Annotated in this window: 19 protein-coding genes; 1 reads left to right on the top strand and 18 read right to left on the bottom strand. The window is 26.0% G+C overall.

Annotated elements, in window-relative coordinates; translation table 11 throughout:
• Window positions 1-41 precede the first annotated feature (41 nt).
• From Q7K47_06560 to Q7K47_06500, 13 genes are all read right to left on the bottom strand, one after another.
• Window positions 42-695 carry an N-glycosylase/DNA lyase gene (locus Q7K47_06560; protein MDP0506884.1) on the bottom strand — a complete coding sequence of 218 codons (654 nt, stop codon included), beginning with the start codon at window positions 693-695 and terminating at the stop codon, window positions 42-44.
• 8 nt (window positions 696-703) lie between these two features.
• Entirely contained in the window at window positions 704-1,576 is an 873-nt protein-coding gene (locus Q7K47_06555) for a DUF1749 domain-containing protein (protein MDP0506883.1), read from the bottom strand.
• Window positions 1,576-2,400 carry a diaminopimelate epimerase gene (gene dapF, locus Q7K47_06550; GenBank protein ID MDP0506882.1) on the bottom strand — a complete coding sequence of 275 codons (825 nt, stop codon included), beginning with the start codon at window positions 2,398-2,400 and terminating at the stop codon, window positions 1,576-1,578. Before dapF ends, Q7K47_06555 begins: the two co-directional genes overlap by 1 nt.
• A gap of 21 nt (window positions 2,401-2,421) precedes the next feature.
• Complete coding sequence (locus Q7K47_06545; protein ID MDP0506881.1) at window positions 2,422-4,827, bottom strand: ATP-binding protein; 2,406 nt, start codon at window positions 4,825-4,827, stop codon at window positions 2,422-2,424.
• A 138-nt stretch (window positions 4,828-4,965) separates the two neighbouring features.
• Window positions 4,966-5,775 carry a histidinol-phosphatase HisJ family protein gene (locus tag Q7K47_06540; GenBank protein ID MDP0506880.1) on the bottom strand — a complete coding sequence of 270 codons (810 nt, stop codon included), beginning with the start codon at window positions 5,773-5,775 and terminating at the stop codon, window positions 4,966-4,968.
• A gap of 21 nt (window positions 5,776-5,796) precedes the next feature.
• Entirely contained in the window at window positions 5,797-7,509 is a 1,713-nt protein-coding gene (argS, locus tag Q7K47_06535; GenBank protein MDP0506879.1) for an arginine--tRNA ligase, read from the bottom strand.
• A gap of 297 nt (window positions 7,510-7,806) precedes the next feature.
• Entirely contained in the window at window positions 7,807-9,591 is a 1,785-nt protein-coding gene (gene aspS, locus Q7K47_06530) for an aspartate--tRNA ligase (GenBank protein ID MDP0506878.1), read from the bottom strand.
• Window positions 9,592-9,627: 36 nt separating this feature from the next.
• Window positions 9,628-10,869 carry a histidine--tRNA ligase gene (gene hisS / locus Q7K47_06525; protein ID MDP0506877.1) on the bottom strand — a complete coding sequence of 414 codons (1,242 nt, stop codon included), beginning with the start codon at window positions 10,867-10,869 and terminating at the stop codon, window positions 9,628-9,630.
• A gap of 14 nt (window positions 10,870-10,883) precedes the next feature.
• Window positions 10,884-12,125: a replication-associated recombination protein A gene (locus tag Q7K47_06520; GenBank protein ID MDP0506876.1), complete on the bottom strand. Its 1,242-nt coding sequence runs from the start codon at window positions 12,123-12,125 to the stop codon at window positions 10,884-10,886.
• 61 nt (window positions 12,126-12,186) lie between these two features.
• Window positions 12,187-12,417, bottom strand: a complete 231-nt coding sequence (gene secG / locus Q7K47_06515) for a preprotein translocase subunit SecG (GenBank protein ID MDP0506875.1) — start codon at window positions 12,415-12,417, stop codon at window positions 12,187-12,189.
• A gap of 84 nt (window positions 12,418-12,501) precedes the next feature.
• Window positions 12,502-15,222 (bottom strand): response regulator, encoded by a 2,721-nt coding sequence (locus tag Q7K47_06510; protein MDP0506874.1) that lies wholly within the window; start codon window positions 15,220-15,222, stop codon window positions 12,502-12,504.
• A gap of 57 nt (window positions 15,223-15,279) precedes the next feature.
• The gene (locus tag Q7K47_06505) at window positions 15,280-16,167 is read right to left on the bottom strand and encodes a DMT family transporter (protein ID MDP0506873.1); all 888 of its coding nucleotides are present in this window, start codon (window positions 16,165-16,167) and stop codon (window positions 15,280-15,282) included.
• Window positions 16,168-16,276: 109 nt separating this feature from the next.
• Window positions 16,277-17,437, bottom strand: a complete 1,161-nt coding sequence (locus Q7K47_06500; protein ID MDP0506872.1) for a M20 family metallopeptidase — start codon at window positions 17,435-17,437, stop codon at window positions 16,277-16,279.
• A gap of 179 nt (window positions 17,438-17,616) precedes the next feature.
• Between Q7K47_06500 and Q7K47_06495 the strand changes: the two genes are divergently transcribed.
• Window positions 17,617-18,285, top strand: coding sequence for a peroxiredoxin (locus tag Q7K47_06495; GenBank protein MDP0506871.1), 669 nt, complete (start codon window positions 17,617-17,619; stop codon window positions 18,283-18,285).
• 297 nt (window positions 18,286-18,582) lie between these two features.
• Here Q7K47_06495 and Q7K47_06490 read toward each other — a convergent pair whose 3' ends face one another.
• From Q7K47_06490 to Q7K47_06470, 5 genes are all read right to left on the bottom strand, one after another.
• Window positions 18,583-18,816, bottom strand: a complete 234-nt coding sequence (locus tag Q7K47_06490; GenBank protein MDP0506870.1) for a PC4/YdbC family ssDNA-binding protein — start codon at window positions 18,814-18,816, stop codon at window positions 18,583-18,585.
• Window positions 18,817-18,957: 141 nt separating this feature from the next.
• Entirely contained in the window at window positions 18,958-19,152 is a 195-nt protein-coding gene (locus Q7K47_06485) for a YwbE family protein (protein ID MDP0506869.1), read from the bottom strand.
• An 18-nt stretch (window positions 19,153-19,170) separates the two neighbouring features.
• Window positions 19,171-19,719 carry a flavodoxin family protein gene (locus tag Q7K47_06480; GenBank protein ID MDP0506868.1) on the bottom strand — a complete coding sequence of 183 codons (549 nt, stop codon included), beginning with the start codon at window positions 19,717-19,719 and terminating at the stop codon, window positions 19,171-19,173.
• A gap of 83 nt (window positions 19,720-19,802) precedes the next feature.
• A complete protein-coding gene (locus Q7K47_06475) occupies window positions 19,803-20,282 on the bottom strand; it encodes a flavodoxin (GenBank protein MDP0506867.1) in 480 nt (159 codons plus the stop codon).
• 22 nt (window positions 20,283-20,304) lie between these two features.
• Window positions 20,305-23,799, bottom strand: coding sequence for an SNF2-related protein (locus Q7K47_06470; protein MDP0506866.1), 3,495 nt, complete (start codon window positions 23,797-23,799; stop codon window positions 20,305-20,307).
• Window position 23,800: the final 1 nt, after the last annotated feature.

Genomic DNA, 23,800 nt, shown 5'->3' with positions numbered 1-23,800 from the left:
AAAAATTATATCACGGTAGCTAGTATTTTTCAAATAAAAGCTTATTTAAATATCTCCCCAGCTTCTAAATACCATAAAAAAAGATCTATATGATCCATTGGTATTTCTACTTCTTTACAAAAATCTCTCATTTTATCTTCTATTTCTAAATACAATCTCTTTGTTAAAGTCCTTGGCACTTCTTCAATGATTCCAAGTTTAACTATATTTTTAAGAATATGTCTATCTAATATTGCTAAATTTTCACCAAAACCTATGTTTCTTAAAAAATGTCCTGCTTCCTTATATGCCATTCCTTTTATATTTTTAACTATCCATTCTCTTTTTTCTTCAACTGTATGAATACTATCAAAAAAATCTCTAGTTATTATATTTCCATTTTCATCAGTCATTTTCTCTCTTAGTTCAACTAAATATCTTGCTTTATTATTTTTAAATCTAACTATATTTAAATATTCACTTAACTTTTCTGCAGGAGCTGTAAATAATACTCCTTCTTCCCTCATATTAGTTATTGCTTTCCAAGCATTCTTAGCCTTTGATTGAGGAGTTAATATACAAAAACATAATTCTGCATGAATATCTTCATTGCTTCCTTTTTCCCAAATCTCTCTATATTCTCCAAGTCTTTTTTCTATACTAGGTCTTATTTTCTTATATTTATCATATACTTCATAAAAATATTCATTTTTCATTTATTTTCCTACCCTTCAAAACTTTTAAGCCAAGCTAATATCTTTACAGATAATTGTTTTTCTTTATTTATAAATCTATGAGTTGCTCCCTCTACAATATCTGTATAAAAATTAGAACAATTTTTCATTTTACTTTTTACTAAAGCTAAATCTTCCTTTGCTGATTTAACAATAACACTATCATGTTCTGCTAATATCATACAAACTGGTTTTTCAATTTTTGAAAGAATTCCAAAATCATCTGGATTATCCATTATAGGAAATCTATCTATTGAGCTTCCTCTTCTAAATCCACACATAGTTCTTGCACTGATTGGAAATATTCCACCTACTATTTTTTCAGAAAGTAGTTCTTTCCCTCTTCCTTTTTCCACAAGATCTTTTGCTTCTTTCAATCTATTTACTTCATAATTATTAAAATATCCCACAGCATCTGGTATGGAAATAAATAAGAATTTTTCTATTCCTGCATCTCCTTTGGTAGAGATATAATGTAAATTTTTACATCCTCCCATACTGTGACTTGCAAGTATAACTTTCTTATATCCTAATTCTTTTGCTTTTTCTATCCAAGCTTCCACATCATAAATACTTTCTGCAAACTTTTCATAAGTTGATCCAATTATTTTATTTTCTCTTTTTCCAGTAACTGGATTTTTTACAATTATACTATTTATAACTCCGTACCCTCTTGTGTGACAAAATATAAATCCATAACCAGCAGCAGCTAAATCTCTTCCTACTTGTTGAGCAAAGCAATTTTCAATTATATTGTCATATATACCATGAATTAAAACTATACAAGTTTCCTTGTTAGAAGGCTCCCAGTGACCTCCTAATAAATTTAATCCGTCCTTGGTATATTTGTGTACTAACTTCATTAAAATTCCCCCTCAAAAGTTATTTCAGCTCCTCCTTGTAATAGTACACTTTTTTCTAATATAGTTACTTTTAAATCTCCTCCCTCTGTTATAACTGCAACCTCTTTATCAACTAATCCTAGTTTATTTGCAACTAAACCAGCAGAACAAGATCCTGTTCCACATGCAAGAGTTCTTCCTGCTCCTCTTTCCCATGTATAAATTTTTAATCTCTTATTATTTTCAATATAAATAAAGTTTACATTGGTTTTTTTAGGAAACATTGGATGTACTTCTATTTTTGATCCTATATCATTGATGTCAAATTCATCTTCTTTTTTCATAACAATTACAGTATGAGGAACTCCTAAATATATTGTTGAAAATTCTATTTTCTTTCCATCTATTTCTATTTCTTTATTAAAAGCATTATCTCCTTCAACTAAAACAGGAATTTCTTCTGGATTAAACTTAGGATTAACTATTTCTACTTCTATTTTTTTTACTTTTCCATCTTCTGTTTCTAAACTTACATTTTGAACTCCTGCTAAAGTCTCAACTGTAAATTTATCTTTCTTAGGTATTATGCCCTTTTCATAAACAAACTTAGAAAAACATCTAATACCATTCCCACACATTTCACCTTGGGAACCATCGCTATTATAATAATACATTTTTATATCTGAAATTTCACTTGGAAGAGCAACCATTATCCCGTCTCCTCCAACACCAAATCTTCTGTCACACATTTTTTTGATTTTAGGCACTATTTCTTCTAATTTATATTTAAATCCATCAAATAAAAGAAAATCATTTCCTGCCCCTTGCATTTTTGTAAATTTCACCTAATCACCTCAATTTTATTTTTAATATATGTACTTATAAAGTACTTCATATAATTCATCTTTATTTATTGGTTTTGTCAAAACATCGTTCATACCTGATTTTAAAATTTCTTCTTTTTCACTCTCAAAGGCTCCTGCTGTTACAGCTATAATAGGTATTATTTTGCTTTCATATCTACCTAATTTCCTTATTAGTTCACTAGCCTTTAATCCATCCATAACAGGCATTCTTACATCCATTAATATTGCAGCATATTCCCTTGAAAACAATTGAAATCTTTGAACAGCTTCTAAACCATTTCTAGCAACTTCAAATGTTAGCCCTTTATAAGAAAGTAATTTTTTCATTACTTCTATATTTAATTCATGGTCTTCAACTATTAATATTTTTTCTCCTTTAAAAGATATCTCCTCTTCTCTTTTTTTAATTTTTATAAAAGATTTATTCTTAGTTTTCTCTATTTCTTTATTTATATCCTTTGTTTCTAATGTTACTTTAATCTTAAATTTTGTTCCCTTATTCTTTTCACTTTCTATTTCAATATTACCATCCATCAAATCAACTATATTTTTAGAAATTGCTAATCCTAAGCCACTTCCCCCATATTTAGAAGTTGTTCCTAAACCTTCCTGAGAAAATGGTTCAAATATATGCTCTATAAAATCTTCGCTTATACCGCATCCTGTATCTTCAATGGTAAATAATAATTTTGCTAAGCCATTTTTTTCGTATAATTCTTCACAACTTAAAGTTACTTTTCCAAAATGATCTGTAAATTTTATTCCATTTGAAATTATATTAATTAAAACTTGCTTTAGTCTTATTTCATCTCCAATATAATATCTATTTAAATTTTCACTTTTATAAAAGCTATATCTAATATTTTTATTTTTAGCTTGAGTTAAAGACATTAAACTTATTTCTTCAAATAAATCATCCATATTCATTACTTTCTTATCTAAAATTAATTTACCACTTTCTATTTTTGACATTTTAAGTATATTATTAATTAAAGAAAGTAAGTAATCAGAAGAGGATTTTATCTTTGTTAAATATGATTTTATTTCTTTTTTATTTTCATTTTCTATATCATCTAAAGCTATTTCTGACATTCCTATTATTACATTCATAGGTGTTCTAATTTCATGACTCATTCTTGACAAAAATTCAGACTTTGCTAATTTAGAAGCTTCCGCTGATTTTAATGCTAGTTCTAAAGCTTCTATATTATTTTTTTGCTTTTCATAAAAATCTGTTACATCTGTTCTTACAACATAAAAAATATTACTATATTTATTTAAATAAAAGGCCTTTATTTTTTTTATTCTTATATTTCCATCATTATCATAACCTTCATAATAAAATATTATATCCCTATTATTTTTTATATTCTTTACTATATATTCAAAATTGAAATATTCTTTAAACCTATTTTTTTCCTCTTCTTTAACATATTTTGTTAAAAAATATTGAAATATTTTTTCAATATCTTTACCATCTTTAATTTCTAATTTTTTTATATAATCTTTATCTGTGTAAAATTCATAATTTTTATTTTTAGAATTTATTTTAATTATAAAATCAAATTCTGAATATAAAATACCTTCCATTATATTTTCTAAAGATTTCTCTCTAGTTACATCTTTTGATATTCCTATAGCTTTTATTCTTTTATCTATATTATCTTCTATCAATTGATATCTTATTTCTCTCCATTGAATATCCTCATCATAAACTAATTTTATAATTTCAGAAACGCTTTTTTTCCCAGCTCTTAATCTGCCATGCATTTCTTTAAATTTTTCAATACTATCAGGATGAACTATATTTAACTTCATTAAACTTTCAAATCCATTTTCTATTTTTTCAGGAAAATTAAATCTTTCACGTAATTTATATCCTGGTATATAAATATCTTTTTCTATATCATATTCCCAAAAATAAATATTGCTTTGTTCTAATGAGCTTTTTAAAACAATCTCATTTAATCTTAATTCTTTAGATATTTTATCTAATTTTTTTTCCATATATTTTTGTGATTCATCAGGAAAAGAACAATGAGCTGATAAAATTCTATAACCATTTCCATCATTTTTACAAACCATAGAATATCTAACATTAACCTTAAATTTTTCATTATTTCTATATAAAATAATAATAATTTCTAATGAGCTTATGTTATCAGTTAATTTAGTTTCAGTTAATTCTTTTATATAAAGTCCCATATTAAAAGGAAAATATTCAATATCAATTTTAAAAATTTCAATTAAAGATTCCTTGTTATCACAGATTTCATCAGGATTACTCCCTATATATTTTAAATCTTCAAAAAACCAAGTTAAGGCCTCTTCAGCATTTCTTTTTTCAAAATAATCCCTTAAAAATTCTTTAACTGTTTTTTTTGCATCTAACAATTTATAAAACATAGGACCTCCTAATAAAATTAAATAAGCCTTTCATATAAAAATAGAATATAATATATTATATTCTATTCTTAAAAAAAAAACAAAGATTATATTCCTAAAATAAAAATTAGTGCTGATTTGTCAACACTAATTTCTCTTTTAATTTATTTTTTTTAATACAGGCTTCATTTTATCAAAAGTTGTTATATAATCTACTCCTAACTTTTCAAGTATTTCATAGGCCTTATCCATATCTTTAAAAACATGATCTCTTATATGAGCATCTGATCCTATAGTTATAATTTCCCCCCCTAATTCAAAATATTTTTTTAATATTTCAATTCTTGGGTAAACTCTATCTTCACCATATCTATATCCTGAAGTATTAATTTCAAGACCTTTCCCCTTAGAGATTAAAGTCTTTAGTATTTTTGTGATTATATCCCTATGTTCTTCTAAATCCATTCCATCAAATTCACTGCCACCATATCTAGTAACATAATCTAAATGACCAAAGACATTAAATTTATCATAAGTTTCTATATTTTTTAATACTGTTTCAAAATATAAATTTTGAACTTCATATCTCGTCTTATCTTTTTGTAAAATTCCACAAGCCAAATCAATCTTATCTATAGAATGATTAGAAGCTATTACAAAATCAAAATCATATTTATCAACAATAGCTTCTAAATAATCCTTTGTCTGAGGTTGTACTCCTAGTTCAATACCAAATTTTATAATTATCTTATTTTTATATTTTTTTTGTAAACTTAATACTGTTTCTTTATAAGCATCTAAGTTGATAGTCCATTTATCCCAGTCAATATACAACAAATCATATTCTAAATGATCAGTTATAGCAATTTCAGACAATCCTAATTCAATAGCTCTTTTTATCATACTTTCTATATTTTCTTTTGAATCTCCTGAAAATTCAGTATGTATATGATAATCTACTTTATACATAAGCATCCCCTATATATTCTATTACATTCTATCTACAGTTTTTATTCCTAATAAATCTAATCCATCTTTTAAAGTTTTTGCAACTCTATCTATTAATAAAAGTCTTGATTCTAAAAGATCATCATCTTGATTTAATATTGGACAAGCATTATAGAATGTGTTAAATTTCTTAGCTAATTCAAATAAATAATCTGTAACTAAGTTTGGTTTATAATTTTCTCCAGACTTTAATACCATAGTTGGGAATAAAGTTAAGAAAGTTGATAAAGCTCTTTCTGCTTTATCTTTTATTAAAATTTCTTGATTTTCATTTACTTCTTTACCTAATTTTTTAGCTTTTCTTAAAATAGACTGAATTCTTGCATAAGAATATTGTAAGTAAGGTGCTGTATTTCCTTCAAAGCTTAAAATCTTATCCCATTCAAATATTATTGGACTTTGTTTATTTTGAGAAAGGTCAGCATATTTAATTGATCCTACACCAACAACTTCAGCTATATTTTCTTTTTCATCTTCAGGTAAATCTGGATTTTTTTCTTTAATTATTTCAAGAGCTTTTTTCTTAGCTTCATCTAATAATTGTTCTAATCTTATTACGTTTCCTTTTCTTGTAGAGAAAATCCCATCAGCAAATCTCATTATTCCAAACCAAAGATGTACTTTTTCAACTTCCCATCCAAGCATTTCTGTTATTTTAAAGAATTGTCTGAAATGATCTTGTTGTCTTTCATCTGTTAAGTATATCATTCTATTTAAATTATAATTATCTTTTCTATATTTTACTGTTGCTATATCAGAAGTTGAATATAAATAAGCTCCATCTTTTTTCTGAACAATACATGGGAATAAGTTTTCTTTTTCATCAAAGAATACAACCTTTGCTCCTTGATCTTCAACAGCTATTCCTTTATCTTCTAATTCTTTTACAACTTTTGGCATTATTGGATGGTAGAAAGATTCTCCATAATAAGTATCAAAAGAAATATCCATTCTATTATATAGTTTATTATATTCATCTAAAGAAACTTTAATAAATTCTTGCCATAATTTATAGTTTTCTTCATCTCCATCTTGAAGTTTTTTAAGTTCTGCTCTAGCTTGATCTTCTAATTCAGGTTGAGATTCACTTTCTTGAGAAAATTTAACATAAACTCTTTCTAATTCCTCAATTGGATTTTTTTCATAGGCAGCTCTATCTAACCATTTATGATAACCTATAATCAATTTTCCAAACTGAGTTCCCCAATCACCAATATGATTATCTGAAACTGTAGTATAACCTAAAAACTTAAATATTCTTTTAATTGAATCTCCAATTATTGTTGATCTTAAATGACCTATGTGCATTCTTTTTGCTATATTAGGTGATGAATACTCTATTAAAACTTCACCTGTTTTATCAAGCTCTTGAAAATCAAAATTTTCAGTTGTCATTTTAGATATATATTTTCCTAGATAAGAATCCTTCAAAAATATATTTATAAAACCAGGCCCTGCAATTTCTAATCTTTCTATTATTTCATTTTCTTCCATTGCTTCAACTATGCTTTCAGCAATCTTTCTAGGATTTCCTCCTATAATTTTTGAATTCATCATAGCAAAGTTTGTTTGAAAATCTCCAAATTTTTCATTAGTTGCTATTGAAATTTCAATAGGTCTTAACTCTTTTTCACCATAAAGCGTCTTTATAGTTTGCATAAATATTTCTTCAATGTATTTTTCTATTCTTAACATATTTTTCTCCATTTTAATTTATTTTGACAACAAAAAAAGGACCTAAGTCCTTATAAAGAAATAATTCCGGTCTACCGTCTTCCCCTCGGTTTTGGTCGCCAAAACATTAAGTGGTAGTCAGTTAATGCAAACATACAGGGTCCGTAAAACCTAAGCAGTCGTGACTAATCTGAGTTATCTGCAACAGAGCCAACCCCCGAGCGACCATAGGCCCAAAACCTTAAAGAATAACGAATAGACCAGAATCTTTATTTCTTAACAGGATTATAGCATATATTTTATCTTAATTCAATATACTTATTTAGAACTTGTTTCATCTTCAACGTATGTAGATGATACATATAATTCCTCTAATTGACTTTCATCAACTTTATTTGGTGCTTCTGTCATTAAACACTGTCCTTTGTTTGTTTTAGGGAATGGTATTACATCTCTTATAGATTCTTCTTTAAGCATTACCATTAACCATCTATCAATTCCAAAAGCAAGTCCTCCATGAGGTGGTGCTCCAAATTTAAAGGCATCTATGAAGAAGCCAAATTTTTCTTTAGCTTTTTCTGGAGTTAATCCTAATTTTTCAAATACTTTAGCTTGAACTTCAGGATTATGTATTCTTATACTTCCTCCACCAATTTCACTACCATTTAATACTAAGTCATAAGTATTTGTTCTTATGTTCATATCTCCTGCTAGGAATTTTTCCATATCTTCTTCCATTATTGAAGTAAAGGGATGGTGTTCAGCTTTATATCTTCCTTCATCTTCATCATATTCAAACATTGGGAAGTTAACAACCCATAAGAAGTTAAAGTCATCTTTATTATATAAATTTAATTCTTTTCCTATTTTTAATCTTAATGCACCTAAAGCTGCGTAAACTACTTTTGCTTTATCAGCAATTATCATTATTACATCTCCAACTTTAGCTTCTGTTTTTTCTATTATTGCATTCATTTCTTCTTCACTAAAGAATTTAGCAATTGGAGATTTAACTCCCTCTTCAGTAAGTTTTATCCAAGCCATTCCTTTAGCATTAAAATAAGTTTTTGCATAATCTTCATATTCCCCTAAAATTTTTCTAGAGAATTTTTCTGCAACTCCTGGAGCTACTACTGCTTTAACCATTCCTCCATTTTCAACAGTTGATTTAAATGCTTTAAATCCACAATTTCTTGAAATTTCAGAGATATCTTTTAATTCAACACCAAATCTTGTATCAGGTTTGTCAGATCCAAATCTTTCCATTGCATCTATCCACTCTAATCTAGGGAAATCATAATCTGCTTTTTCCCCTGTTACAGCAGAAAATACTGTTTTAGCAAGTCCTTCTATTTCTTCAATAACATCTTTTAACTCAACAAAAGACATTTCTATATCAAGTTGAGTAAATTCAGGTTGTCTATCTGCTCTTAAATCTTCATCTCTAAAACATTTAGCTATTTGGAAATATTTTTCTACTCCAGCTATCATTAATAATTGTTTAAATATTTGTGGAGATTGAGGTAATGCATAAAAATCTCCTGGATTAATTCTACAAGGAACTAAAAAATCTCTAGCTCCTTCTGGAGTTGATTTAGTTAATACTGGTGTATCAACATCCATGAATCCCTTTGAATCCATATAATTTCTAATGGCCATAATCATTTTATGTCTCATTTTTAAATTATTTATCATTTCAGGTCTTCTTAAATCTAAATATCTATATTTTAATCTGATATTTTCATTTAATCCTTCATCTGTCATTTGGAAAGGTAGAGTTTCGCAGTTGTTTAAAACTGTAATTTCTGTAGCAAAAACTTCAATTTCCCCTGTAGGAATATTCATATTTTTACTATATCTTTCTCTAACTTCACCTTCTACTTTAATTACTGATTCTGTTTTTAATTTTTGAGCTGTTTCAACAACTTCCTTTGAAGCAACATCTATATCAAATACTACTTGAGTAATCCCCTCTCTATCTCTTAAGTCTATAAAAGTTAATCCTCCTAAGTCCCTTTTTGTAGAAACCCATCCAGATAATATAACTTTCTTACCTATATCTTCCTGTCTAAGTTCTCCTAGATTATGACTTCTGTATATCATATCCTATTCTCCTCTCCTTTAGATTTATCTTTATTTTTATTTTTTTAACTTCTCTATTGTTTGTTCTAATGTTAATTCTTCTTGTGTTCTATCATTAAAATTCTTAACTACAAGAGTTTGATTTTTAATTTCATCTTCACCTATTATGATAACATAATTTACATCTAATTTCTCAGCTTTTTTCATATGACTTTTCATACCTTTTTTATTAAAGTCAATGGCTAATTTAACTCCTGATTTTCTTAAAGCATCAGCTGTTTTCATAGCATATTCTTGAGATTCCTCTCCTAACCAAATAACATAAGCATCAGTTTCTTTTTGTTTCATATCACCAAGAAGCATCATCATTCTTTCTACTCCAGCTGCAAAACCAAATGCTGGTATATCTTTATTACCTAATTGTGTTAAAAGATTATCATATCTTCCACCACCTAGAACTGTTCCTTGAGATCCTAATTTATTAGTTACTATTTCAAATACTGTACTAGAATAGTAATCTAATCCTCTTACTAATTTCGGATTTTCAACAAATGGAACATTATACATAGTTAAATATTTTTTTACTGTTTCATAATGTTCTTTTTCTTCTATTGATAAAGAATCTATTATGCTAGGTGCATTTTCTGTATATTTTTTACAAGTTTCATTTTTACAATCTAAAACTCTTAAAGGATTTGTTTCAAGTCTTCTTTTACAATCCTCACATAATTCTTCCTTAGCTGGTAATAAATAATCAATTAAAGCTTGTCTATATTTAGTACGAGATTCATTTCCTCCAATTGAATTTATATTTACTTCTAAATCTGTAATCCCTAATTTTTCAAGTAAATGATAACCCATTGAAATTACTTCTGCATCTAAAATAGGAGAAGCTTCTCCTAAAACTTCAACTCCAACTTGATTAAATTCTCTTTGTCTTCCTGCTTGAGGTCTTTCATATCTGAACATTGACCCCATGTAATAAAATTTAGATAAATCTTCTTTAGCATAAATTTTATTTTCTAAATATGCTCTTACAACTGAAGCTGTTCCTTCTGGTCTTAAAGTAAGGCTTCTGTCTCCTCTATCTTTGAATGTGTACATTTCTTTTTCAACAACGTCAGTTGCCTCTCCTATACCTCTTTTGAAAAGATCTGTTTCTTCAAATATAGGAGTTTTTATTAATGAATAACCATAAGAATTAAATAATTCTTCAACTATTCTATGAATATAAGCATATTTCGCACCTGTTTCTCCAAAAATATCCTTTGTTCCTCTAACTGCTTTTATTAATTTCATATTTTCCTCCTAAATTATCTTTTTTTCCATAATCTATCTAGTTTTTCTCTAATTTGATTCTCATACTTATTGTTTCCTGGTTTATAATATTCCTTGTGTTTATTCATATATTTTTGATGTACAAAATTTCCTTCATAATCATGAGGATATTTATATCCAATATTTTTATCCTTTATATTTATAGGAACTTCTTGCATATCCCCTGCCTTAATATTTTCTAAAACAGAATTTATTCCATTATAGCATGAATTGCTTTTACTTGAAATTGCTAAATATACAACTACGTGAGCAAGAATTATTCTTACCTCAGGCATTCCTATTTTTTCAGAACTTGCATAGGCTGCATTTGCCATTAATAAAGCTTCTGGATTAGCCATCCCTATATCTTCACTAGCTGAAATAACTAACCTTCTAGCTATGTACCTTGGATCTTCTCCACCATATAAAAGTCTACCCATCCAGTAAAGAGCTGCATCTGGATCACTTCCTCTTATACTTTTTATCATTGCAGAAATTATATTATATTTATCTTCTTCCTTATGAAAAGAAGCCTTTCTTTTAGCAAATATTTCCTCTATATTTTCACTATTTTCATTATTAGAATTATTTACGTAAAGTTCTAAATAATTTAAAGCTATTCTACTATCTCCATTTGAAATATCTAATATGATTTCTTCTATTTTACTAGGAAGTTCTTTATTTAAATATTTTTCTCCTCTTACTAAAACTTCTTTTATTTCATTTCTGTTAAGAGCTTTAAATTCAAAAACTAAACATCTTGAAAGAAGAGCGTTATTAATATTATGGTATGGATTTTCTGTAGTTGCTCCAATTAAAATCAGCACACCTGTTTCAGTATATGAAAGCAATGCATCTTGCTGCATTTTATTAAATCTATGTATCTCGTCTAAAAATAAAACTGTCCTTTTATTATATAGTTCTATTTCTTTTTTGGCCTTAACTACTATTTCTCTAATATCATTTAGACTAGCTGTAGTTGCATTAATATTTTCTATATTACAATTTATTTCATTTGAAATTATTTCACCTAAAGAACTCTTACCACAACCTGGTGGTCCAAATAATATCATATTACTAATATTCCCACTTTTTATAATATTAGTAAGGATTTTATTTTCTCCAATTAAATTTTTTTGTCCTATAAATTCTTCCAAAACTTTAGGTCTTAATTTCATTGAAAGTGGTTTTACATTTTCATAATTATTCTGAAATAAGTTTTGCATTTTAATTTTCATCACCACCTTAAAATAAATATCAATTAAAAAGACGTGCTACATAACACGTCTTCAATTGTTTTTATCTTGATGAGTATAGATACAATAAAAGTGCTGTAATTATAAATAATACTGCTACAACTTTTGTAGCTTTTGCTAAAGGACCACCATCTTTAGATACTCCAAAAACTGTATTAGATCCTCCCATTCCCATACTTCCTGACATTCCATGACTTCTATCAGGCTGAATAATAACTAAAATTATCAATGCTAGTGCAAAAATAAATAATAGCACTGTTAATAAACTTTCCATTTATTTTCCTCCTATACCTCTATTTTCTACCCCATATTATAATACAGAACAGTGTAAATTAAAAGAGAATTTTATTATATTTTTTTATTTTAAATATTTTTTTAAAATATTTTTTAATTTATTTTTTTCAATAGGTTTACCTAGATGACCATCCATTCCTGAATCTAAAGACTTAATTATATCCTCTTCAGAAACATTGGCTGAAATAGCTATAATCGGAATTTCTGTATTAAATTCTCTTATTTTTCTAGCTGCTTCTAATCCATCCATAACAGGCATTCTAATATCCATAAGTATCCCATCATATTTATTTTTTTTTGCCTTTTCAACTGCTATTTTCCCGTCTTCAGCTTCTTCTACTATTATTCCTAAACTATTTAAAATTTTTGTAAGTATTAATCTATTAATTTCAATATCTTCACAAATTAATATCTTTTTATTTTTTAAACTAGTTTCTATCTTTTCACTTTCTTCCTTTAACTTTAAAGCTTCACTTTTGTTTGCCCTTTCAAAAGGAATAGTTATTATAAATTTTGTTCCTTTATTTATTTCTGAAATACATTCAATAGTCCCATTTATATTATCTAATATTTTTTTAGTTATGGATAAACCTAATCCTGTTCCGCCTTTATTATTAAGTAATTTATTATATTCTTGAGTAAATGATTTATACATCATATTTTTTTGGAATTCTTCACTTATTCCAATTCCATTATCTTCAATAATACAAGTATAAATATAATTCCCGTTCTTTTTAATTTCTAATGAATTTCTCCATCTAATTGTTCCTTGAAAATGTGTATACTTTATGGCATTACTCAAAACATTTATTATAATCTGTTTTAATCTTTTTTCATCTACTTTTATAAAATGATTTTCATTATAGTTTTTAATTTGAAATTCTATTTCCTTCTCTTTAATCTTATATTCTGCAACTTTTCCAACATCTTCTATTATTTTTTTCAAATTAACATTTTTTAATTCTAAATTAATTTTATCATTTTCAATATTTTGTAAATCTAAAATATCATTTAATAATGTTAATAAATAACGAGAACTTTCTTTTATTTGTTTAAAATAAGATTTACATTCCTTTCCCTTACATTCTTCTAATCCAAAATCTGACATTCCCATTATTGAACTTATTGGAGTCTTCATATCATGGGACATACTAGCTAGAAAATTAGATTTAGCTTTATTTGCATATTCTGCCTCTTGTTTAGCTTCACTTAATTTTTTATAGATTCTATTTCTTTGTAAAATATATAAAATTAATAACCATAAAACTATTATTAAAATAATTATTCCTACTTTTAATCCATAAATTTCAAAGAAGTTACTTATAACTGAACTATTATCATTTACATCTAAATTAGATAAAGCAACCCTATATATTTTATCTTGTCCTAAATAATTTATAACTTTATTTATAGAACTTTGTAGTAAATGATTATTATTTTTACTAACTAATTTTAAATTCCCATAAATATCTTCTAAATAAATAGTCGTTAGATCTTTATATTTTAAATCTTTAAATAAATAAGGAATTTTCATTTCATTAATTAAAGCTTTATCTATAGAACCACTTACAACTGCATCTGCCATATTTTTAGCATCTTCAAAATAAAAAATTTTATAATTTTTATTTTTTTTCTTTATCGCTTTACTAATTTCTTTATTACTATTTAACATTCCTACATTAAGATTTTTTACAAAATCAATATTATTATTTCTATCCTTTATATAAACATAATTAATTTTAAAAATACTATCTTCAGTAAAAAAATCTTCCTTATCTTTAGATAATTCTTTAATAGAATCTAAAAAATAATCATATTTTTCAAGTATTTCATTTTTATCCATATCTTTATTTATCAATATGAATTCAATATCAATTTTAAGCATATTTCCTATTTCTCTTAAAGCATTTATATAAACCCCTGTAGGCTTCCCTGTTATTTTATCTTTCCAATTTAAAGGCTTCATATCTCTTACTGCAACTGTTATCTTATCTAGTTTATTTAAATATTCATATTCTTTTCTTGTTAATACAAATTTATTTTTAACATTTGATTTATAATATTTTTCATAAAGATATGATCTGATATTATATTTTTTCATAAATAATTTCTCATAATCTTTATTGAAATTTTCCATAGCACTTGAATCCTTTAAAGAAATTGCAAATAAAGGTCTTGTTGAAAACTCTCCCACTTTTTTTAATTCATTATCATATCTCATATATTCTATAATTATTAAGTCTACTTCTTTATTATCTAAAGCTTTTCTTAATTCATTTTTACTAAAATACTGTTTTTCTTTACAGTTAATTTTCTTTTCTTTTAAATATTCTCTAAAATCAGCAACTAAAGAAGGACAATAGTATCCTATAGTCTTATTTTCATATTTTGAAAAATCATCATAGAAATAATCTGAATCTGGTAAGCTATATATTATACCCTTGGATACTCCTATATCTAAATTAGAGTATTCATATTTTTCTAATCTTTTCTTGTCTTTCCTTCCTGCTAAAATAATATCTAATTCTTTATTATCTAGTTTTTTTTCTAATTCTCTCCATGTTCCATAGGTTAAATTGTAATGTGTTTTTGATGATTTTTCTAAATTATTAAAAAGTTCTCCTACATAACCTGACCTAAAACCATCTTCATCATAAACTACAAAATTATTAAAATCTAAATAGCCTATATTTATTTCCTGAGCATGATTTATTTTAAAAAACATCAAAAAAAGGATAGTAACAAAACTATAAAATAATTTTCTATTTCTAATATTTAGTCCCATAACTTTTCTCCTTTATAAAAGTGATACACCTTAATTATAACCTTTATTCCTTTATTTTTAAAGCTTTTCTTTTTTGTTAGAAATCATTAGTCCTAATATAGCAAATATAATTCCAAAAAATGACATCCATGTTAATCTTTCATTTAAAAATATAAAAGAAGTAATTACTGTAATAATTGGGATTAAGTATATAAATAAACTAGCTTTAACTGCCCCTAACACTTTAACTGTATAATTCCAAGTTACAAAACAAATTGCTGAAGCTCCTAATCCTAAAAACACCATATTAAATAAATATTTATATTGTAATAAATCACTAATTTGCACATTAAAATCAAAAAACTTCAAAGCTGGTAGCATAAATATAATTCCATAAATAAAAGTTCTTCTTGTTACTTGAATTGTATTATATCCATAGCTTCCTAATTTTCTTGTTAAATTTCCATATATTCCCCAAATAATAACAGAAGATACTGCTAATAAATCTCCAACAGGATTAACCTTAAAAGTTGTGGCTCCATTAAAACTTATAAGTCCCACCCCTATCAAAGCTAATACAAAACCTATGAAAAAATTCTTAGTTAATTTTTCTTTGTTTTTCATAAAAATATAACCTATTATTCCTGTAAAAAATGGAGCTAGCGCACTTATTACTCCAACATTTGAAGCCATGGTATAAGTTAAAGCTATATTTTCTAATAAATAAAATAAGGTTACTCCTGTAATTCCTGCTAAAGCAAAATATATTTCTTGTTTTTTATCTTTTATTTTTAAAGGTTTTGGATATAAAAGAACTAAAAATATCAGCCCCATTAAAAATCTTGTAAACAATATTTCCACTGGATTAAAAACTTCTAATAAAACTTTTGTTGAAATATAAGTTATTCCCCAAAAAAATACTGTTGTAAATCCTGCTATATTTCCTGCTATCTTCTTAGTTTTCATAAACTCTCCTCTTCCTTAAGTGTTAGAAGATATCATAACCTTTTTCCTTATAATTTGTCAATAAAAAAGTACCTATAAAATAATTATAGGTACTTTAATTTACTGATTTTTAATTATTTAAATAATCTATTGCATATTGAGCATATAAAGCAGTTCCTATCTCAAGAGCATCTTCGTCTAAATTAAATTTAGGATGATGGTGAGGATAGATACAAGATTTTTCTGGATTCTTAACTCCTACAAAAGCAAGCATTCCAGGAACTTTTCTTAAATATCCTGAAAAATCCTCTGCAGTTGTTACTTTTTCTAATCTTTCAATTCCTTCTTTTCCTAATAATTTTATAACTGAATTTCTAGCTATTTTTGAACATTTTTCATCATTTATTACTGGAGCTGGATAAAAATCATAATTCATAATATATCTTGCTCTATATGCATCACAAACATTTCTAACTATTCTTTCTATTTTTTCAGGAACTTCTTTTCTTAATTCATTATTAAAACATCTTGAAGTACCTTTTAAATTTGCTTCATTTGAAATTACATTATGAGTATTTCCTGCATTAAAACTTCCCACAGTTATTACTACAGATTCATTTGGATTGACTTCTCTACTAGTTATAGATTGAATAGTTGTTACAATTGTAGAGCCTACAATTATAGGATCTATACATTGATGAGGCATGGAACCATGTCCTCCCTTTCCTATAATTCTTATTTCAAAATTATCTGCTGAAGCCATTCTTGGACCAGGTTCTATTGAAACTTTTCCAACTGGAAGATCTCCCCATAAATGAATTGTAAAAGCTGAATCTACACCTTTTAATACTCCCTCTTGAATCATTTTTATAGACCCTTGTCCTACTTCTTCTGCTGGTTGAAACGCAAATCTAATTTTTCCTTTTATTTTGTCTTTCATTTCATTTAAAATTTTTAAAGCTCCTAATAATTGAGCTGTATGCCCATCGTGACCGCAAGCATGCATAACCCCTCTATTTTTAGATTTATAATCCACTCCCGTTCTTTCTTCAACTGGAATTCCATCCATATCAGCTCTTAAAAGAATACATTTCCCTTCACTTTTTCCAATAATTTCTCCCACTATTCCATATTTTGCCATTTTTTCATAAGGAATATTCATCTTCTTTAGTTCTCTTTCTATAAGTTTGGATGTTTCCTTTTCTTCCCATGCTAGTTCTGGATTCATATGTATTTCTCTTCTCAAAGAAATTACATAATCTTTATATTCTTTTGCCTTATGTTTTATCATTTCCACCCTCCTTTATTCTCCTTTCATATTTTACAATTATTATCTACTTTATGTATAGTATCTTTAAAGCTTTTTGTCAACTGCTTTCATTTATATTGAAATTTTTTAAACAAATTAATTTTTTTATCGTCTAATATTTATAGTTACAACTTAATTTAAGCAAAATTTAGGAGGAACATATGGACGATATAAGAATTCCTTTAATAGGAGAAAAAGCTCCATCATTTAGAGCTATGACAACAAATGGTAAAATCAATTTCCCTGATGATTTTTCAGGCAAATGGGTAATCCTTTTTTCACATCCAGCAGACTTTACACCTGTTTGTACAACAGAATTTATGAGATTTGCTATTATGGAAAAAGAATTTAAAGAAATAAATACTGAGCTTATTGGGCTTTCAATAGATTCACTTTCAAGTCATATAGCTTGGCTTAGAAGTATTGAAAACATGGAATATGGAGATTACAAGGGACAAAAGGTTAATTTCCCTGTAATTGCAGATATTAGCATGAAAGTTTCTAAGTTGTATGGAATGTTACATCCTAGTGCAGCAAATACTCAAACAGTAAGAGCAGTATTTATAATTGATCCAAATGCTATAGTTAGAACTATTCTTTTCTATCCTGCTTCAACAGGAAGAAATTTTGAGGAAATAAAAAGAACTTTAATGTCTTTACAAAAAGTAGATGAACAAAATATAGCCACTCCTTGTAATTGGACTCCTGGAGATGACGTTATTATTCATTTACCTGAAAGTAAAAAAGAAGCAGATGCTATAGCTGAAAAAGCTAAATCTGATGAGTATAATTCTCTTGATTGGTACCTTACTTTTAAAAAAGATAAATAATTTTTAATTTGATGTATTTGTTTTTTTTATATAGTTTTAGAAAAAACCATTCTTAATACAAAAGAAGAAATATATATTTTAAAATTCTTAGAAAAATTCTATTTTTTTTAAGAATTTTTTAATTTTATGTGGTATACTTAATAAAGATGGGCTCAAAAATTAACCCAAAATTATGTCTGAAAGATTTATGGCTAGGCGTCATAGATAAAATATATATACCCTTATTAAAAGCCCCTGCTTTTCTAATAAAAGCAGGGGCTTTTTCTATACCTAAAACTGGTGTTTATAAACATTTTTTTAAAAGTCTAAACTATCTAAATCAATTGCATTAAGAAAATCTCTTAAATTTTTAGCTTCTTCTTTGCTTAATGTAAGACCTTTCCCCATTTTTTCATGAGTTTCATCCCAATCTCTTATATCTAATTTAGCTTTTCTTGAATTCCAAGAAATAAGATTTACTTCCTTTTTCCAACCTTTAGAGCCTTGTCCAATATTCCCTAATTTTTCTACAAAATCAAATTTAATTCCCATATTATGCCTCCTTAAAATCTGTAAAAAATTAAAATAAATCTTTATTTTGTATGAATTATAGACCCTTATCAAAAATAAATCAATTTAAGTTTTTGATAATTACAAAAATGGTTTACTCTTAGCCAAATAAATAGCATAAATCTACCCAATTATCTCTTGAACTCTTCCTACTACTCCATCTTCAAGTCTAACTTTTATTCCGTGGGGATGCTTTGGAGATTTAGTTAGCAAATCTTTTACTATACCCTCTGTTAATTTTCCTGTTCTTTGATCTTCTTTTTTAACAACCTTTACTCTTAATCCTGGCTTTATATTTGCTCTTATTTTCCCGCTCACTTTTCCCCCTATTTTTTATTAATCATATAATTTTTTTACTAAAAATGCTACATTTTCAGAAAAACGTTTTACTGTACCCATTCCCTCTTCATCTTTCAATGCTTCTCCAGGAGTTCTTCCAAAAACAATATTCCAATATGTTGATCCAGGAACTATCATATCATTATATAGATAGAACATCAACATTTCTTGTAAAGTTGAAGTATGTCCTCCACGACGAGCTATAGCTATTGGTCCTCCAACTTTTCTTGATAAAAATTTATTATCCTTTAAAGATGCCATTGCTATTCTTTGAATAGCTGTCATCATTTCTGCTCTAGCAGTCCCCCAATATACAGGTGAAGCTAATATTAATCCTTCTGCTTTCTTTATTTTTTCTATAATTTCTTCAAATCCATCGTTATATCCACCATCTACATCCATAGAATCTTTAATTCTCATTCCTGCAATAGATATAACTTCAGCTTCTACTCCATTATTTTCTATAACTTTTGCACATTCATCTAAAACTTGCATAGTATTTCCTTTTGGATTTGGACTTCCACTTAATAATATTACTTTTGACATAACTTCCTCCTTTTAAAACTTAAGATATCTAATTGTATAAATATATCCTTAATATAAATTATACCACTTTTTCTATTTTTTAATTAATATTTAATTTCCTTTATCCAAGATACAGCTTTTGTCAAAGAAGTTTCCATATCTTTACTAGCTTTTCCTAAATGTAAACTTCCTTTTATCTTAGAATTTTTTAAAGCTTTTTTAAAACTTTTATCAATATGTCCTTCTCCCCCTAAATCTGTATAGAAATATGCAACATTTAAATTTGAAAAATCATATTTTTCAAACAATGTTCTTATAGCTGGAGCATAAGTTCCTGCCCAAACTGGTGTACCTATAAATATAATATCATAGCTTTTGAAATTAATATCTATATCTTGTATTTTTATATTTTTTTTATTAAGAATTTCTATACTTCCCCAAGCATATTTTAAAAGCTTATTTTTATAAATTTTCTCATCTTTAACTTCTAATCTTATTAAATCACCATCAACTTCTTCCCCCATAGCTTTTGCTATTTTATCAGTAGTTCCTTCATATGAATAATATATAAACAATGCTTTCATACTTTCTCCTCCTTGGTATAATTTAAATTAAATTTTTAAGATCTGAAATTGTATATCTTTCTACACTTTTTTTTATAATTTCTTCATTTGTTATAGGATATTCATTAAGTAATTTAGCCAGCTTTCTTCTATCAAAAATTTCAATATTTTGACTTTTTTCATTTTTTAAAGTTGAAGTTGCTTCTCCATTAGTAATTACAACTACTTTATCTAAAGAAATATTTAGTTCTTTTTCATATACTCTCTTTCCTTTTATAACTTCCTCTAATGCAAAATCACCTATTTTATTACTAGTTTGTTTTGCTTGAATGGCTATTTTCTTTTCCCCTAAAATAAGACCATCCACTCCAAAATCTTTTGATATTCTTGTTAAATATCCACTTTTTGCTTCTTTATAATATTTTTCTAAAATAATTAATGCAAAACTTTCAAATAATTCCCAGCTCATCATATCGATTGCATCTAAAGATAGTCTATCTTTTACTTTTTCTTCTTTAAAGTCTGCAAAATCATTTTCTTCCATATCTATTCTGGCAGCTAAGAAAAAATCTCTTAATAGTCTTTTTTTCTTTAAAATAATTTTATTTAATTTTTCTTCAGGTGAACTATTTTTATTAAAATTAAAATTATCAGACTCTATCCATTCATCTTCATTTAAAAATTCTAATTCCCTTTTTTTTATTTCTTCAGCTATCATAGGATAGTATACATACACATCTTTCTTTTGTCCTAATCTATAAGTTCTATCTGTTGCTTGCTCCTCTTTAGCAGGATTCCAGTGTCTTGTATAATGAATAACGTGATTTGCAGCAACTATGTTTAGACCAACTCCTGCTGCTTCTGGAGATAATATCATAATATTAAAACCTTGGCTATTAGTAAAATCATCTAATAATTCTTTTCTTCTATTAGTCTCGCTTTCTCCATTTATAATGCTTGGATATTTACCAAACCAATCGTTAATAAGTAAAGATAATATTTTTTGCATCTTTTTATATTTTGTAAAAATTATAACTTTTTCATTTTTTAATTTAATCTTTTCTAAAATATCTTTAACAATTTCTAATTTTGAACTTTCTTCCATTAATATTTCATTTGGAGAATCCAATTTTTCATCTTTATCACATAATCTTGGATGACTACATAACATAATCATCCCTTGAATTAAAGGAAGTACATAAGGAGAATTTAATCTTAAATCATTAAATTTAATCATTAATTCCGATTGCCTTTTTGAATAATCTACATTAATATATTTAATTATTTTCTTTGGAAAAGATTTTTTTTGAGTATTTAATATGCTTTTCATTCTTCTTAAAAAATTAGATCCCAGTTTTAACTTTAAATCATCGTTTATTTTTTTTAATTCTTCTTCATCTGTATTTTTTTTACTATCTATTAAATATTTCTTCTTAAAATCTTTTAAAGAACCTAGTAACCCTGGTTTTGAAAAATCAACTAAACACCATAAATCTAAAACGGTATTTTCTATTGGAGTAGCACTACACGCAATTTTAAAATTAGCATTTTGAGATTTTATAGCTGTTGTCGTAAGAGTTCTTGGATTTTTTATCTTCTGAGCCTCATCACATACCATAACTTCCCATTTAATTTTACCTAATTCTACTTGATTTATTCTTAAAGTTTCATAAGAAATTATATTTATATCTGAATTTTTTATTTTTTCAATATCATTATAATATAATTTTCCAGAAATTATATTAACTGAAAATGTATCCTCTAAGAAAAATTTTTCTATTTCTCCTTGCCTAGCTTCAATAGATGTTTTATTAGACCAATTTAAAATTAAAGATTTAGGAACTACAATTAAAGAATTTCCCAATTGATTTTTCTCTTTTAACCATCCCATAAAAGTTAAAATTTGTAAAGTTTTCCCAAGGCCCATATCATCTGAAAGTAAAATTCCATTTATTTTATTTTTTTTATATAATTCTTGTAATACTGCTACTCCCTCTTTTTGATATGGTAATAGCTCTATATTTTCTTTTAAATTTTTAGGTGCCTCATATTCATTTTCCAATATTTTTTCTTCAGTTTTTTCAATATATTCAATACTTTCAAGATTATCCTTTAATAATAAAACTTTTTCTTTTTCTTTCTCTTTTTTTTCATCTTCTTTCTTTGATAATTTTTCAATTATTTCATTAAACCATTCATCATCATCAAATTGTTTTACATAATTTCCTTTATATTCAACATAATCTTCTTTATTATCTTTCATTAATTTTTGTAAATTTTTTATATCATTTAATTTACTATAATCAATAACTTCCTTTATAGAATCATTTATCTTTTTTATTTCATTTTTTATATTGTCACTAGACATAATAATTGATCTTTGTCCATCTTCAGTATCAAATTCTAAAACTACATCATCTTGATTTTTTTCACTTTCTTTTAGTTTTTCATCTAAATAATCTAGATCTTTTGGGGAAAGCCTTATCTGTTCTCCATCTGTAGTATCTATATAAGGAAGTTCTTCATTAAACCACTCAATATCAGAATTATTTAGAGGAGCTGTAGCCCTATAATTTAAAAAACCTAAACCTTTTACTCTTGGTCCATAGTTATATTCTAATTCTTCTATATCCATATTTTCATTCTGAAAAATCGGACTAGTTTTTTTTAAAAAATCACTTTTACTAATTTTATTAGATTCTGACTTTATAACATCTAAAGCTGCTTTTATTTTTTTATTTAAAACAATTTCATATTTTTTTCCTTCAACTTCTACAGTATAAACTTTCTTAGGCATCTTAATATTTCTAAATTGTTCTTTAAATTCTTTATCTATTTTTTCACTAACTTCATTTCCTTCTATCCCTTTTAAAACCGGTACAATTTCTAGATTATCTTGATTTTCAAGTTCTTTAAAATCAATTTCAATTTTATTTATCGATTCTATGTTTTTTTTATTTAAAATATCTTTATTTAATAAAATATCTCTTTCTTTTTTTAATTTATTTATTTTATTAACAATCTCGAACTGTTCTCCTTGATCTTTATTTCTAATATTATCATTATTATAACTATTAATTTCATCAATTAATTTATAATCATTTTCCATTAAAAAAAATTTTTTATCATCAACATTTCTTAAAATTATATTTTTTCTATAATACCTATATTCATTTTCTCCATCATAAAACTTATAATTAAATTTTACACCATTAGAATTAAAAAAATTAACTTCATTTTCTATTTTCAATATTCCATTAAAAAATTTAGGCAACTCTAAATACTCTATAGCTTCTTTTTCTAAAAGATATATATTTTCATAAGGAAGTTTAAGTTCACTATCATCTTCTAAATTTATAAATATTTCTGTTTTTAATAAATATTCATAAGCTTTACTCTTAAAAACTTTAACATCTCTTTTTTTATTATCTTGAAATATTTCTAATTCTATAATTTCCTTTTCAAAATGTTTTTTAAAAGTTAATTTTTCTTCCTTTGATATATTAAAAACATTTTTCAATAAATTTAATACTCCCATA

It is taken from the genome of Fusobacterium sp. JB019, assembly GCA_030673965.1.
In the GTDB taxonomy this organism is placed as follows: domain Bacteria; phylum Fusobacteriota; class Fusobacteriia; order Fusobacteriales; family Fusobacteriaceae; genus Fusobacterium_B.
Note: the sequence above shows the minus strand (reverse complement) of the source record. Positions and strands in the feature narration are given on the sequence as shown.

Excerpts from the sequence above, each read along its gene's own strand:
- Q7K47_06560 (MDP0506884.1), bottom strand. The coding sequence starts at position 695 with ATGAAAAATGAATATTTTTATGAAGTATATGATAAATATAAGAAAATA.
- Q7K47_06555 (MDP0506883.1), bottom strand. The coding sequence starts at position 1,576 with ATGAAGTTAGTACACAAATATACCAAGGACGGATTAAATTTATTAGGA.
- Q7K47_06545 (MDP0506881.1), bottom strand. The coding sequence starts at position 4,827 with ATGTTTTATAAATTGTTAGATGCAAAAAAAACAGTTAAAGAATTTTTA.
- Q7K47_06540 (MDP0506880.1), bottom strand. The coding sequence starts at position 5,775 with ATGTATAAAGTAGATTATCATATACATACTGAATTTTCAGGAGATTCA.
- argS (MDP0506879.1), bottom strand. The coding sequence starts at position 7,509 with ATGTTAAGAATAGAAAAATACATTGAAGAAATATTTATGCAAACTATA.
- aspS (MDP0506878.1), bottom strand. The coding sequence starts at position 9,591 with ATGATATACAGAAGTCATAATCTAGGAGAACTTAGACAGGAAGATATA.
- hisS (MDP0506877.1), bottom strand. The coding sequence starts at position 10,869 with ATGAAATTAATAAAAGCAGTTAGAGGAACAAAGGATATTTTTGGAGAA.
- Q7K47_06520 (MDP0506876.1), bottom strand. The coding sequence starts at position 12,125 with ATGAAAATTAAAATGCAAAACTTATTTCAGAATAATTATGAAAATGTA.
- secG (MDP0506875.1), bottom strand. The coding sequence starts at position 12,417 with ATGGAAAGTTTATTAACAGTGCTATTATTTATTTTTGCACTAGCATTG.
- Q7K47_06510 (MDP0506874.1), bottom strand. The coding sequence starts at position 15,222 with ATGGGACTAAATATTAGAAATAGAAAATTATTTTATAGTTTTGTTACT.
- Q7K47_06505 (MDP0506873.1), bottom strand. The coding sequence starts at position 16,167 with ATGAAAACTAAGAAGATAGCAGGAAATATAGCAGGATTTACAACAGTA.
- Q7K47_06500 (MDP0506872.1), bottom strand. The coding sequence starts at position 17,437 with ATGATAAAACATAAGGCAAAAGAATATAAAGATTATGTAATTTCTTTG.
- Q7K47_06495 (MDP0506871.1), top strand. The coding sequence starts at position 17,617 with ATGGACGATATAAGAATTCCTTTAATAGGAGAAAAAGCTCCATCATTT.
- Q7K47_06490 (MDP0506870.1), bottom strand. The coding sequence starts at position 18,816 with ATGGGAATTAAATTTGATTTTGTAGAAAAATTAGGGAATATTGGACAA.
- Q7K47_06480 (MDP0506868.1), bottom strand. The coding sequence starts at position 19,719 with ATGTCAAAAGTAATATTATTAAGTGGAAGTCCAAATCCAAAAGGAAAT.
- Q7K47_06475 (MDP0506867.1), bottom strand. The coding sequence starts at position 20,282 with ATGAAAGCATTGTTTATATATTATTCATATGAAGGAACTACTGATAAA.
- Q7K47_06470 (MDP0506866.1), bottom strand. The coding sequence starts at position 23,799 with ATGGGAGTATTAAATTTATTGAAAAATGTTTTTAATATATCAAAGGAA.